The sequence below is a fragment of the Pseudomonas sp. ARP3 genome, assembly GCF_001029595.1.
GTDB classification, from domain to species: domain Bacteria; phylum Pseudomonadota; class Gammaproteobacteria; order Pseudomonadales; family Pseudomonadaceae; genus Aquipseudomonas; species Aquipseudomonas rhodesiae.
Window position 1 is genome coordinate 92,232 of the sequence record NZ_LEKF01000013.1, and the last position, 13,314, is coordinate 105,545.

Genomic DNA, 13,314 nt, shown 5'->3' on the forward strand with positions numbered 1-13,314 from the left:
ACTGACACAGACACGTCACATTTCAAATACGACGCTCGATTGGTAACAACATAGATTGACACAACAGCAACGGCGTTCATTCATGCCTGAACGCTATGCGAGAGCGACTTGGCACTCACCTGTGTGGGAGTGAGTTTTTCAGCACAGGCTCAGTGCGATGTCTAAATCTGTACGCACCCTTCGACCGGCCCCCATCAGCACATAAACCGTGTTTTTTGTTAGAAACAAGCAGTTGTGGGTGAAAGAAACACCCAGTGTTGTTTTGACCCAATCACCAGGTGCGAAGCGACCTTTACTGTCTTGGATAACGGTCGAAGCGTAAACGAGAGCAGGAATTAGCTCCCTGTCCGTAATGGCTTTCCGCTGACTTGTTGTGACGTCGAGATCCAATATTGCCCAATCAGCAACAAGACAATAGGCACGGGAAGGGAAATGCAGGCGGGCGATCGCTACAGCATCTGGTGTGGTGATTTGGCATCCGTCTATTTTCTCACCATCAGAAAGCACTGAAATATAATCTGCCAAATTCATGACTACCTCCTGCCGATCAAAAAACCCGATTCGAACGAGAAGCATCACTCAGCTTAGCTGCCAGCGGATCATCAGGTTCCGATGCCGACGGATAGCAGCAGGGTGACATCATGGCTGTTTCGTCTTCTCCCTTCATCTCACTGAACGGGATGATTTCTATCGAGCTGTCACCGGATAGAGTGGTTTGCGCCAGTACCCAGCTATGCCATTGCCGTGCGTGTATCTTTCTCAGCGGTAGGTGCCGATGTGGGTGAAACCTAGTGCTTCAATGGATGCCCGTGGATGCCGTATCGGCAAGGCAACCCCGGTATAGGCGCCTGAAATCCATGTTACTCAAGGAGCGGTAGATGCCGTTTGGCTGCGGCTGAATCAAAATGACATGCCCTCCGACACTTGAATCAGCATTTCTTCGACTAGATGTGTGCCAAAGGTTGAAGCGACCATCGACGATGGGCTTTCTCCCAAAAAGCGGGCTTTTGGTTTGGAAAGCCATTGTTTGGCCTTAACTTTGTCACCGAAGATCACCTCGGCCATGGCGGTAATATGTACAAACCGGAAAAGGCGATCGCTCACAGGCAGGGTTAAGAGCTGATTGGCTGACAGTTTTGTTTTTAGCGTTTTGGGTTGAATGATTCTGTCGCGTTCTTCGTCGCTTAGGGTTCCATCATCACAGAGCACCTTGATCAGGCTGGCCGAGAAGCCAGCTACTATCATGTCGTGAATGTCCAGATCCGAAGCATTGACGGAGATATGAAGAAGCGCCTCCAGACGCGTGCGGTAAGCATGATAGGCATCATGACGCAGGACGCCAGCAAACATGGGCCGCACTGATGCTGCATTGTCCATGGGCGTCAGCACTAATGTGCCATTCGCTACCGTTAGCTCCAGGTCGTCCCCAACACCTAACCCCATTTGGTCAAGCAACTCTGGAGGTAGGTCAATGATGATGTCGCCAGTACCGTCCTCAGTATTCTGGCACTTGACTATCCAACGCTCGCTCATGATTGTCCGCCCCTCATCCGCGATTAGAGAATGACACACATCATTATGCTCGGGCGCAGAGCTGACCAAAGGAACGTGCACTCCTCCGGTAGACATGCACTGCCGCTGCTCGAACGCCGGATAGCGAGTGCAACAGCAAAAAATTGGGCAATGGCTTTGCCGCCTTTCCACCGTCACATGGTTACGAGCTTGAGCGTGATCTGGCAACTACACGAAAAGGATATGACATGAACCCTGATGAGCTTTATGTTTCCGTCGACGTCGAGACTTCTGGACCTATACCAGGCGAATACAGTCTGCTTTCCATTGGAGCTTGCCTTGTAGATCAACCTGCCACGTCCATCTATCTTGAACTACGACCTGACAGTCCAAAACACGACCCAGAAGCACTGGCAGTATCGGGGCTGAGTCTGGAGAAGCTGGAGCGCGAAGGACTCACTCCGCAACAGGCGATGCTGACATTTGGTGAATGGCTGAAATCATCCTGCCAAACGGGGCAGAAGGTCATTTTCGTAGGACTCAATGCACCGTTTGACTGGTCATTCGTCAACTACTACTTCCACAAATACTTGGAAACCAACCCCTTTGGTTTTACCGCTATCGACATGAAGGCCTACTTCATGGGAGCTGTAGGTTGCAGCTGGCAGGAAACAAAATCATCCAAGATGACCGCTGCGCTGAAGCCACTCAGCGAACCGAACCATAATGCATTGGATGATGCTCGCTTTCAGGCAGAGCTCTTCGCGCTAATGCTGGCGGGTAAGGGTAACCGCTGACGTGCCTCCCATGGCACCGACTTGAAGCTTATCTAAGCCAGGTTGCCTCAATATATCTGCCGCCCCTGAACGACCAAGCCTTGATGCCTTCTGGTTTTTCGGACTTGCCAACGATAACGGCTATTGGGTGCGGCAGATCCTGCGTGTAACGCGCAGCAAATCTGGAGAAACTTCCTATGTCTGCCGGAGAAATCACCGGAACAGATTGGGGATGCGTATGCCAATAGCCCACCAGACGTAACCCTTGTTCGTTGGCAGCTTGGATCTCCTGACGGCACCGCTCCGCATCCAACTCTAGCCAAGACCAGCCTGACCGATCGGCGCGATGAGGCAACGTGGCCAAGGCCAGCAGCAACCCTTCCGGATTAACCGGGTTGACGAATAACTGTCCCCCTCGCTCCACGCCAAAAAGGCCCTGCCGATGACTATCCAAGATGTCCACGACAGCTTGCGACACCAATAGCTCGGAATCCACCTCCGCCCATCTCCAGCGCCAAGCTATATCCGTCATACCGTTTCGTCCTTATCTTCCGGCCATCCGCGCTCGAGTAGGATTTGCTGCGCTCCCTCTGGCAGTTTGGGACCATGGTATTGGCCTCCTAGGCTCAGAACATCTTCAGGCCTGTAGATACTGCTGACCCAAGATGCAGTGGCGATGTTGCCGGTCAAAGCGCGTAAAGCCACGTGCGACACCATAGAGGCGATATTGGTCATGCCCAGTGAGCCGCCGGGAATAAAGCTTTCCCCACAGGCGGGCAGTGGAACCACACCTCCTCCCGGCCACTCTGTAAATCTATGCAGAAAATCGCCGATATCCGTGAATAAATGACGACCATCAAAAGTGCCGGCTGGTGCGAATAACGCATGGCCTACCTGGGTGTACGGTTCGCTCCAGGCTTGTAAAAGCCCCCAAGTAACGCCGCTGGATTTGGCTCGCCATACAGTGACCTCCGACTGCCAGTCTGCTGTCGTGATCACCACCAGATCTGCGGTATCGAACACTTCTGGTTTGCTGCTCATCACTACTTCGGCAAAAGTCGAATAAGCTGTGCATTCTGTCGTCGGAAGATCTAACAGAATCTTGTCCCTCAACGCTGAGGCTTTCAGTCTACCTAGGCTATCCGCTCCCAGAACGTGCCTCCCCAGATTGGCTGACACCAAAGTGTCAGGATCGATGAGGGTAAGGTGGCCGACACCGGATCGTGCCAATTGTATTGCCACCGCACTGCCTAACGAGCCAACGCCAACACAAACGACTCGAGCATTTTCAAGGTGCTGTGCAGTACCGCTTATATCGCGGGACAGAATGGACGCTCGATCAAGCACGTCCAGGGCAGTTGCTCGGACGAGTGCCGGAGGATGTGCATTTGCGATAGCTGGGCGGCGCCGCGCTGTACGCAAGCCAAACTTTGCCCCCCGCTCCTGCTGTACACCGAGCGAGCGCACATTGAGGCAATATGTTGGAGCATCTGTCCCTCCTGGAAGCTCCAGAACAATCCATCGACTCGCCAACGTTCCATGCTGCTCAAACCATGCCAGCAATTGCTCGGCATCGTCTGGTTGAAGGTGGGGCGTTAGCCACGGCAATAAATTTTCTGGATCCGGGGTGCGGATATCCGGATAAGTCTGAAGCTTGACGTAAAAACCGGGAGTTTCGGCCGCGCGAATGACAGCGGAGCGCCCCACAACCCGTCGGTAATGCCCTTTGAGTGCAGCTATGTTCGATGCTAGCCAAACCGTTTCCTGACCGGATGGCACAGCCCGGCGCGGATCGCTGAGAGCAAACAACTGCGAGGCAGCCTGAGGTCGATCCAAAAGTAAAAGGTTCTGATACGACTGTCCGTGCTGAAAAGACCAGTAGGTAGTGATCTCATTCTGAAATTCGATATCGCGCGTTGCCTGGCTTGATCCCATCTTGGACAACGAAACGATCTGGGCCAAGCGAGCAAGGCTGTCCTCTACCACAACCTCCGGGGAGCCCATGATGGGGCGTTCCTGAAAGCCATGAAGGCAAAGCCCCGACTTGGTGGCATGCGGCCAAACCAGCCATGGAGAGGGTTCGACGTTCAGCCGCAAGAGCCCACGGGGAAAGTTGGAGGGGAAACCAATACGCAGGCGCCGCTCCTGCCCCGTGTAATCGATGGGCAAGGGGAAGTGAAAGCACGCCGCTTCGTCAGCCCGCATGGGTGCGGGCTGGAGCAATGCATCGGCAGCATCCTGACCTAGGGTGTTTCGCAGTGCGGCGATTCCGCGCTGCAATGGCGTCTTAATGGGATCAGCCAAGGCGTCCAACTGGCTTTACGCTCGACTGAGAGGTTCCTCCACCGCTGGCACCTCCGAAGAGCGAACCCATCGAAGCAGAGTTTCGAGTAGTGCCATCCGGTCGGCCGGGCATCGTCCAATTCGCAGGGATCTCATTGTTCACTGCCGTGATGAATGCCGGTGCAATACCGAAATTCTTTTTCACTGCCTCGGCAAAGGAATCGTTGGATTCAAAACTTTCCAAACCCAATGATACGGATGCACTGGCGTCCGCATGCCACTTGGTAAATGCTTGACGATAGCCTTGCCCCTCGCCTGGCCGATTCCACTTTTCTGCAAAGTTTTCGCCGTTATCGGCAGGGTTGCAGACAAAGCAATCGTTACCTCTATGCGCGATGTGCTGCGGCATTCTGCGGACAATTTCCAAAATTGCATCGAGCGGAGCCAAAGGCTTCGACTGCGATTCCTTCACGACATCCAGGTATGCGTGAGTGGCCAGGGTGGTGATGACCGCCGATATGGGGCGAGTATCAGCGCTCCTTGTATTGATGGCCCATTCATCGCGATGCCGCTTAAGCAGCTTTATGGTCGCACGCAGGGGATCTTGATCGATGTAGTCCTGATAATGCGGCAAAGGATCTTGTGTCGCGGCATCAAGCATTCGCTGGCTTTTGGCAATCACCAAGCTTTCCAGGGAGATTTCCTGGGCGGATGCGACCTGCAACCAATTCGAGTAAGGAATAGGGCTGCTTGCTTTCCACCCTGTGTCCCGATCCGGAACCTCCAGCTTACCCTCGCCGTTTGCTTCACCATTTCCGTTGATCGCGCGGGCAGGTGTGACATCAATGTGGAAACCTGGATTTTCGTCGGCATAAACGATCCGAATACCACGACGTAGTTGCTTAACTTCTTCCTGAACGCGGGAGCCTTCTCTAAAACGCTGTTCGATCGCCTCTAGAACTTCCTTCGCACCAGCGCCTTGAGCGTGAGGGAGCCAGATAATCGCGTCCGCATCAATGGTGTCCAGATCCGCAGGCGCACCGGTAATTGGCTTAATGGTGGTTTTCAGCCGCATTGAGCCCTGAACGAAGATATGGGCCTCAGCGAGCAACGGATTGTCAGAAGCCGAGAGGATTTTTTCCAATTGGGAGTAGCGGTCATTGATTTTTTCGTACTGCGCTTCCGACAGCGAGATTTCCCGCGCGGCGCGAAGCAGAAAATATTCCCAACTGCTGCGCTTGGTCTGTTCGTTGCTCAAAAGCATTTACATAGCCTCCTGGGCCACCGAGCCCAATTGCAGTGTTTGCGTAAACCGATCGTGGTTTTCTTTGTCCCGATCGAAGATCAGGTACGTATGTTGATGCTGCGTTGTGAGCAACGCGCCAAACTCGATGGCCAGTGCCGCAGGAATGGCGGCGAAGACGTGGATAGGATCAGGAGTCAGAGCCTCAAGCTGGCTCAGTCGTATTTGGAGTGCGTCGCGAAAGGCATGAATCACCCGACGGTTCTGTACCATCGCGTAGCTAGGTTCCGGAATCGACAGCTCTGCAATGCGCGCACCTGGAATGGCGTCAGTCACGTCGCGAATTGGAACTTGCGCAGAAATGGAGAGCACTAGCGCCAGTGGGCCATCACCGTCCGGCGGAGGAGTAAACAGAAACTTGGGCGGCTCAGCGGACTGATCGGGCCAGCGCAGAAGATGCTCGCGGTTAAAAGAGAAGATCAAGCGTTTAGAACGGTCGCCGATGCTCTGACCCAACATCATCAAAGCTGGAATATCGGCCAAGCCCACTACAGCTAGTGCAGGCGCATCGCCATAGGTGCCGCCGCGACGCTTGAGTTGCTGCTCCAGCTCATACTGGACGCTGTCTTTGATATTCTGCCAATAGGTCGCGTCCCTACCTCGCGGTCCGGGCGCAGGGAAAGTGATTTTGATGCCTTGATCGAAGGCCGTTAGTCCTTCAGCAGACATCGCAGTCAACAGATCGCGAACGGGAATGTCGTTGATAGTCTGGAAATGCTGACTCTGGACAATTAGGGGAATGGCTCTGCCACCCTCGGGGGTCGTTGCAGCGATTCGGATGCGTTCTAGGTACGCTTGGTGTAAACCACTCAAATCATTTTCAGGATAACCATCTGCGTCACGATCAATTTTGTCATGACAACCTGGGCACAGGAGCATCAGATTAGCGGTATTGTTTGTGTGCGCCTCAGCATCATGATCCGCGCGTCCCCGAGGGCCTTTGGGACTGGCGGGCAGGATATGCGCCACTTCTCCCCATTTCATTGGCTTGCCGGCACGATAATCGAACGTCAGATCCGTGCCGCACAGTTCACAATGACCAGCGGTCTGGGTCCATACGATCCGCTTCGTCTCATCATTTGTGTTGAAGCGCCCGCTTGCGGGCTTAGCGTCTTCTTGTTCTGCCATTTCGACCTACCCCCGAGAAACATCCATGATTGAAAACGATGATGGCAAGATAAGATCATATTAAGGTCATTTGCCTCGTTTTCAAGAGAGATCTTGAGGGTAACGAATGCTGAGTCGGCATTGAGCATGATGCTTTTTTTGGCTCATCGAAATGGAGTGGTGGCAGCGTTCGTTTTTCTGGCAAGTGCTGGTGGGTAATTGCACTGACCACAGCGTATGTATCGAAATTAGCGAGTTTATGCAAAAGACATAAACTTGCTAATTTCGATACATACCACGCGTAGGACTGATGAAAACGGGCTATGCAGCTCAAACGAGGCTGCAAGCGCAGCCCCTTTCGTATGCATTTTTACGCGTCAGTGCTTGCCAGGCTCAACGGACAAGTGTCGACGACGCATGAGGTGATAGGCCGCCGGGATCACAAACAGCGATAGCAAGGGTGCCGTAACCATACCGCCAATCATCGGGGCGGCAATGCGGCTCATAACCTCGCTACCGGTACCGCTTCCCAAAAGTATAGGTAACAAACCAGCGATAACCACTGCCACGGTCATAGCCTTAGGTCGAACGCGCTGGACAGCGCCTTCACGAATCGCGGCCATCAACCCGCGTTCTGTGTTGTCAACGAGGTCTTGACGCTCGGTCCATGCATTTTTCAGGTAGAGCAGCATGATCACGCCAAATTCGGCAGAAACACCGGCCAAGGCGATAAAGCCGACCCCGGTGGCAACCGACAGGTTGAATCCCAACAGATAGAGAAACCATGCCCCACCAGTCAGTGCGAATGGCAGAGTGGCCATGATCAGCAAGGCCTCATCAAATCGAGAAAACGTTAGGTAGAGCAGCACGAATATGATCAACAGCGTGGCAGGCACCACCAGTTTGAGTCGTGCGTTGGCCCTTTCGAGAAATTCGAACTGTCCTGAGTAGCTCAGGCTCATACCGGGCTGCAACTTAACCTGCTCGCTGACGATCCGTCGAAGATCGGCGACTACTGAGGCAATGTCCCGGCCACGCACGTCGATATACACCCAGCCTGAAGGTCGTGCGTTCTCACTCTTGAGCATAGGCGGACCATCGCTGACCTTGATCTTCGCCACAGTGCCAAGGGTGATCTGACTACCCAAAGGTGTGTAGATCGGCAACTGCTCCAGGGCACCGAGTGAGTCACGCCACTCGCGAGGGTAACGGACGTTGATCGGGAAACGAGCCAGCCCTTCAATCGTCTCCCCGACGTTTTCACCGCCTATTGCGCCGGCCACGATCGACTGCACATCGGCAATATTTAACCCATAGCGGGCCGCAGCGTTACGATCTATATCCACGTCAATATAGCGGCCACCGGTCAGTCGTTCGGCCAACGCTGAACTGACACCTGGCACGTCCTTGGCTACACGTTCGACGGCTTGGGTTACGGCATCGATCTCCGTCAGGTTGGTACCGGCAACTTTCACACCAATCGGGCTTTTGATACCGGTAGCCAGCATGTCAATGCGGTTACGAATCGGCGGTATCCAGATGTTGGTCAAGCCTGGGACACGCACCACTCGGTCCAGCTCCTCCACGAGTTTTTCCTGGGTCATGCCTGGCCGCCATTGCTCGTGCGGCTTGAATTGGATGGTGGTTTCGAACATTTCCAAAGGTGCGGGGTCAGTCGCGGTTTCAGCGCGGCCGGCTTTTCCGAATACGTGTTCGACCTCTGGAACTGTCTTTATCAGACGGTCAGTCTGTTGAAGCAGTTGCGCGGCCTTCTGAGCCGATAATCCCGGCAGAGCTGATGGCATATAGAGCAGGTCCCCTTCGTCCAGCGGGGGAAGAAACTCACCACCCAGACGAGAGATCGGCCACAACGCGCTGACAAAGACCAGCAACGCAACCAGCAGTGTTACTTTGGGTCGACGTAATACGGCGTCCAGAGCGGGCTCGTAGATCCGGATCAGCCAGCGATTTAGCGGATTCTGTTGCTCATTGGGAATTCGTCCACGAATCCAATACCCCATCAGCACCGGTACGAGAGTTACCGACAGTCCAGCCGCTGCGGCCATAGCGTAGGTTTTGGTGAACGCCAATGGACCGAATAGACGTCCTTCCTGAGCCTCCAGCGTGAACACCGGAATGAACGACAGGGTGATGATCAGCAGACAGAAGAACAATGCAGGTCCTACCTCGGCAGCCGCTTCGGTCATCACGTGCCAGTGATGCTCACCCTTGAGTTCCTCCCCTGGGTGGGCCATGTGCCAGGCCTCTACCTTCTTGTGGGCATTCTCGATCATCACCACTGCGGCGTCGACCATGGCGCCGATAGCGATGGCGATCCCGCCCAAGGACATGATGTTGGCATTGATGCCTTGGTAGCGCATGACGATGAAAGCAATCAACACCCCCACTGGAAGGGAGATAATTGCTACCAGGGATGAGCGCAGGTGCCAGAGAAAGATCCCGCAGACCAACGCGACGACGATGAACTCTTCGATCAGCTTGTGGCTGAGGTTTTCCACGGCACGATCAATCAACTTGCTGCGGTCGTAGGTGGTGACGATTTCTACCCCGGCCGGCAAACTGCTTTTCAGCTCGTCGAGTTTGGTTTTGACCGCCGCAATGGTTTCACGAGCATTCTTACCGCTGCGCAGAATCACCACGCCGCCGACAGTCTCACCTTCGCCATCCAGTTCGGTGATGCCTCGACGCATCTCAGGCCCCAACTGAATCGTGGCAACATCGCCCAGGGTGACCGGCACACCGCCGGTGCCCAGTTTGAGTGGGATAGCGCGAAAGTCATTGAGCGTCTTCAGGTAGCCGGAAGCTCGTACGATGAACTCTGTCTCCGCCATTTCCAGCACGGCCCCACCGGTTTCCTGATTGGCCTTGCCGATCGCCTCGGTCACCTCAGACTGCGTGATACCCAAGTTCGCCAACTTAAGCGGATCGAGTTGGACCTGGTACTGTTTGACCATGCCACCCACGGTGGCCACTTCCGCAACGTTCGGCAGTGTCTTGAGCTCGAACTTGAGAAACCAATCCTGTAGGGCTCGCAGTTGCGCCAGATCGTGCCCACCACTGCGATCAACCAGCGCGTACTGAAAAATCCAGCCAACCCCTGTGGCATCAGGTCCTAAGGCGGGCTTGGCACTGGCCGGAAGGCGACTCTGTATCTGGCTCAGGTATTCCAACACCCGCGAGCGGGCCCAGTACAAGTCAGTTCCGTCTTCGAACAGCACGTAAACGAAGCTGTCGCCAAAGAAGGAATAACCGCGCACAGTCTTGGCCCCAGGCACTGAGAGCATGGTGGTTGCCAATGGATAGGTCACCTGGTTCTCGACGATCTGTGGGGCTTGGCCTGGATAAGGTGTACGGATAATTACCTGAACATCCGACAGGTCTGGCAATGCATCGATGGGCGTACTTTGAACCGCCCAGATACCCCATGCCGTGACGAACAGCGTCGCCAGCAACACAAGAAAGCGGTTGGCCACCGACCAGCGAATAAGGGCCGCAATCATGGCTGGCTCCCAGAGCGTTCCAGACGCTCAACGCGCAGACCATCATCCGTCTGGCTGACAGCAATCCGAACCTTGTCGCCCGTTTTTAGGCCCTTCATCAGAGCTGGAGTGGCGAGAGGGAAAGTCATCGTCATGCCTGGCATACCCAATGTCTTGAAGGGACCGTGGGCGAGCGTGACTTCTTTGTCGTTGATCTCAACGATCTGACCATCGGCCTCATGCAAAGCTCCGACGGTTACAGTAGATGGCGAAACGTCCAATGAGCTTGCGACAACGCCCTTGAGACTGGCCTCCGAGTCGAGCAGGAACTGGCCAGAGGTCACCACTTTCTGCCCCTCTTCCAAGCCTTTCAATATAGCCGTCTTGCCATCGTTATCCTGTCCTAACTGCACCTCCACCGGGCGATATCGACCAGCGTCTTCAGAGAGCATCACCAACGCACGTCGACCGGTACGAATGACGGCCTCGCTCGGCACCCACAAAACACTTTGCTCCGTCGAACGGTTGAGGCTTACCTGTGCGGTCAAACCTGGTCTAAGTCGACCATCCGGATTGGGTAACTCGACTCGAACGCGAAGTGTGCGACTGTCCGAACTGGTTTCCGGAAGAATCGCACTTACGACGCCCTTGAGCACAACTCCAGGGAACGCGGACAAACGCGCTTCGGCTGCTTGCCCTATGACGATTGACCCAGCTTCCGACTCTGGTACAGCCACGGCCAGCCAGACACTGCTCAAACCATTAACACGAGCCAGCGTCTCGCCTGCGGCCACCGTCATACCTTCACGCACACTCAGTTCTTGAAGCACACCACCAATAGGGGTGGTCAGAGTCAGGTTCGGCTGAACCTTGCCACTGCGCTCAACTTGAGCAATTAACGAAGTTGGCATTCCGGTTAGCCGCAATCGCTGCCGGGCCGCTGTAAGCAAGCCAGCATCGCCACTACGCTTGAGGGCGAGAAATTCCTCCTGAGCAGCTGCCCAATCCGGAACCAACATATCTGCCAAGGCGGCATTCGCTTTCAGCACATCACCAGGTGCATGGGCATACACGCGCTCGACAAAACCCGCCGTACGGGCCTGAATGACTGCAACGTCCCGTTCGTTGAAGGCCAGCACACCTACCACGTTCAGTGTCGAGGCAAATAAGCCTCGACTGACACTTGCCAATCGCATACCAAGGTTCTGAGTCAGGCTTGGATCAATTCGAATGGCAGCGCTGTCCCCCTTGGTATCTGCGTATTGAGGGATCATCTGCATGTCCATGAAGGGTGACTTACCCGGTTTATCGAATTTCTGTTGTGGGTACATTGGGTCATACCAATACAGAACTTTTCGATCAGCAGAGGCTTTGGGTTCCTGATCCTGCACAACACCAGCTACTCCGCTCATTCGCGGTTGAGCTAACCAGTAACCACCGGCAACACCCAAGGCAATCGAGATGCCGACGACTAAAGTCCCTTTCCATACTTTAAAAATCATTGAGCGGACTCCCCGTAGGAGAAATACAGGCGAGCGCTGGTAAGAGCACGTTGCTCTTCAACGTCAATCTGCTTGAGACGGGCTTCGATGAGTTCGCGTCGGGCGGCCACAACCGATTTCAAATCACCCTTGCCGGAGCGGTAGCTGGCCATGGTGAGTTCGACCTTTTCTTTAGCCAGCGGCAACAAGCTTTCCTGATTACGGTTGACTGAACGATTGAGGCGCTCGTAGTCGGCCAGTTCATCCTCTAGTTGCTGGGTATGCTCGCGTGACAGGGCTTCGCGCTCAGCCTCAAGCTGGTTTAGTTCGGCGTGCTTGGCCGCAATCTTGGGGTTTTGCCGAGAGTCAGGAAACAGCGGGAGATCCCATGAAAACTGCACGCTGACCATATCACCGAACTGTTGGCCGCGATGCTGATAGTCGAATTCCCAGCTCCAGTCAGATTGCTTTTCCGCCTTAGCTTCACGAATCTTGGCTTGTGCTTCTCGGGTCATCGGCACAAAAGCAGCTAGTTCGGGGTGATGTTGCAGCTTATGGGAGTAACCAGAGGTTTCGATGGGCCAATCAGGCAAGCTGCCCACCGGTTTGTCATTGGCGGCAGGGCCAATCCAGCGCTTGAGGGCAGCCCGGGCCTGCGCACGTTGGCGAACTAAATCATCCTGCAGCTCGGCCAGTTGAGCAGCTTCCTGTTTAGGTGTGACCGCATCGGCGGGTTGAGCGCGGCCACCCGCAATCTGTGACCGGACGGTATCGCTTAGAAGACGGTTTTCTTTATAGAAGTCCTGGAACATCACATCTTTACGCTCAACCGAGTAGCTACTGATCCAGGCCAGTGCCGTGGACTGTCGGACGTTCAGACGCGCCACTCGACGCTCGGCGGACGCTCTATCAACAGCCGCATCCGCGACCTCGATACGTGCTTTGCGCTTGTCGCTGTTAGGCATCTCCTGCCTGATCCCGACCACTTGCATGGTCATGAAGTCCTGGTCGATGCTCCATCTGTCCGGACCACCAATGGGGTAGTTCTGGACGCCCAGCAGTAGCTTGGGATCTGGTAGTTCGCCAGCGGGAATGGCCGCGCTGGTGGCTGCTTGAATTTTGGCGTCTTGTGCGGTCAACGACGGTGCATTGTTTTCGGCCAGCCGCAAAGCTTCATCGAGTGTCAATACGCCAGCGAGGCACGGCAATGCCAGTACGCTTGCCGCCAGGCCGGCCACAAGGGACCAACCTGTGCAATAGCACTTGAAGTTCATGTTCACGATTCCTGTGATGATCCACCGCGCGCTTCATAAGACATGCGCGCAGATATGCCATCCCGCTAAAGCGGAATG

10 protein-coding genes are annotated in these 13,314 nt (G+C 54.8%); 1 reads left to right on the forward strand and 9 read right to left on the reverse strand.

Annotated elements, in window-relative coordinates; translation table 11 throughout:
• Window positions 1-138: 138 nt before the first annotated feature.
• Window positions 139-531, reverse strand: a complete 393-nt coding sequence (locus tag ABX75_RS16345; RefSeq protein ID WP_010565122.1) for a hypothetical protein — start codon at window positions 529-531, stop codon at window positions 139-141.
• A 369-nt stretch (window positions 532-900) separates the two neighbouring features.
• Window positions 901-1,533 (reverse strand): antitoxin Xre/MbcA/ParS toxin-binding domain-containing protein, encoded by a 633-nt coding sequence (locus ABX75_RS16350; protein ID WP_016963488.1) that lies wholly within the window; start codon window positions 1,531-1,533, stop codon window positions 901-903.
• A gap of 227 nt (window positions 1,534-1,760) precedes the next feature.
• Between ABX75_RS16350 and ABX75_RS16355 the strand changes: the two genes are divergently transcribed.
• Entirely contained in the window at window positions 1,761-2,309 is a 549-nt protein-coding gene (locus tag ABX75_RS16355; protein ID WP_010565120.1) for a 3'-5' exonuclease, read from the forward strand.
• 28 nt (window positions 2,310-2,337) lie between these two features.
• Here the strand turns inward: ABX75_RS16355 and ABX75_RS16360 are convergent, their stop codons facing one another.
• The 7 genes from ABX75_RS16360 to ABX75_RS16390 form a co-directional block, all read right to left on the reverse strand.
• Window positions 2,338-2,820 (reverse strand): Mov34/MPN/PAD-1 family protein, encoded by a 483-nt coding sequence (locus tag ABX75_RS16360; protein ID WP_010565119.1) that lies wholly within the window; start codon window positions 2,818-2,820, stop codon window positions 2,338-2,340.
• Window positions 2,817-4,601: a ThiF family adenylyltransferase gene (locus tag ABX75_RS16365; RefSeq protein WP_017848899.1), complete on the reverse strand. Its 1,785-nt coding sequence runs from the start codon at window positions 4,599-4,601 to the stop codon at window positions 2,817-2,819. Before ABX75_RS16365 ends, ABX75_RS16360 begins: the two co-directional genes overlap by 4 nt.
• Window positions 4,585-5,835 (reverse strand): nucleotidyltransferase, encoded by a 1,251-nt coding sequence (locus ABX75_RS16370; protein ID WP_010565117.1) that lies wholly within the window; start codon window positions 5,833-5,835, stop codon window positions 4,585-4,587. The genes ABX75_RS16365 and ABX75_RS16370 overlap by 17 nt, the downstream gene beginning before the upstream one ends.
• Window positions 5,836-7,002 carry an SAVED domain-containing protein gene (locus ABX75_RS16375; RefSeq protein ID WP_010565116.1) on the reverse strand — a complete coding sequence of 389 codons (1,167 nt, stop codon included), beginning with the start codon at window positions 7,000-7,002 and terminating at the stop codon, window positions 5,836-5,838.
• A 356-nt stretch (window positions 7,003-7,358) separates the two neighbouring features.
• Window positions 7,359-10,502 carry an efflux RND transporter permease subunit gene (locus tag ABX75_RS16380; protein ID WP_010565115.1) on the reverse strand — a complete coding sequence of 1,048 codons (3,144 nt, stop codon included), beginning with the start codon at window positions 10,500-10,502 and terminating at the stop codon, window positions 7,359-7,361.
• A complete protein-coding gene (locus ABX75_RS16385; protein WP_010565114.1) occupies window positions 10,499-11,983 on the reverse strand; it encodes an efflux RND transporter periplasmic adaptor subunit in 1,485 nt (494 codons plus the stop codon). Before ABX75_RS16385 ends, ABX75_RS16380 begins: the two co-directional genes overlap by 4 nt.
• Complete coding sequence (locus tag ABX75_RS16390; RefSeq protein ID WP_010565113.1) at window positions 11,980-13,236, reverse strand: TolC family protein; 1,257 nt, start codon at window positions 13,234-13,236, stop codon at window positions 11,980-11,982. Before ABX75_RS16390 ends, ABX75_RS16385 begins: the two co-directional genes overlap by 4 nt.
• Between the last annotated feature and the right edge of the window lie 78 nt (window positions 13,237-13,314).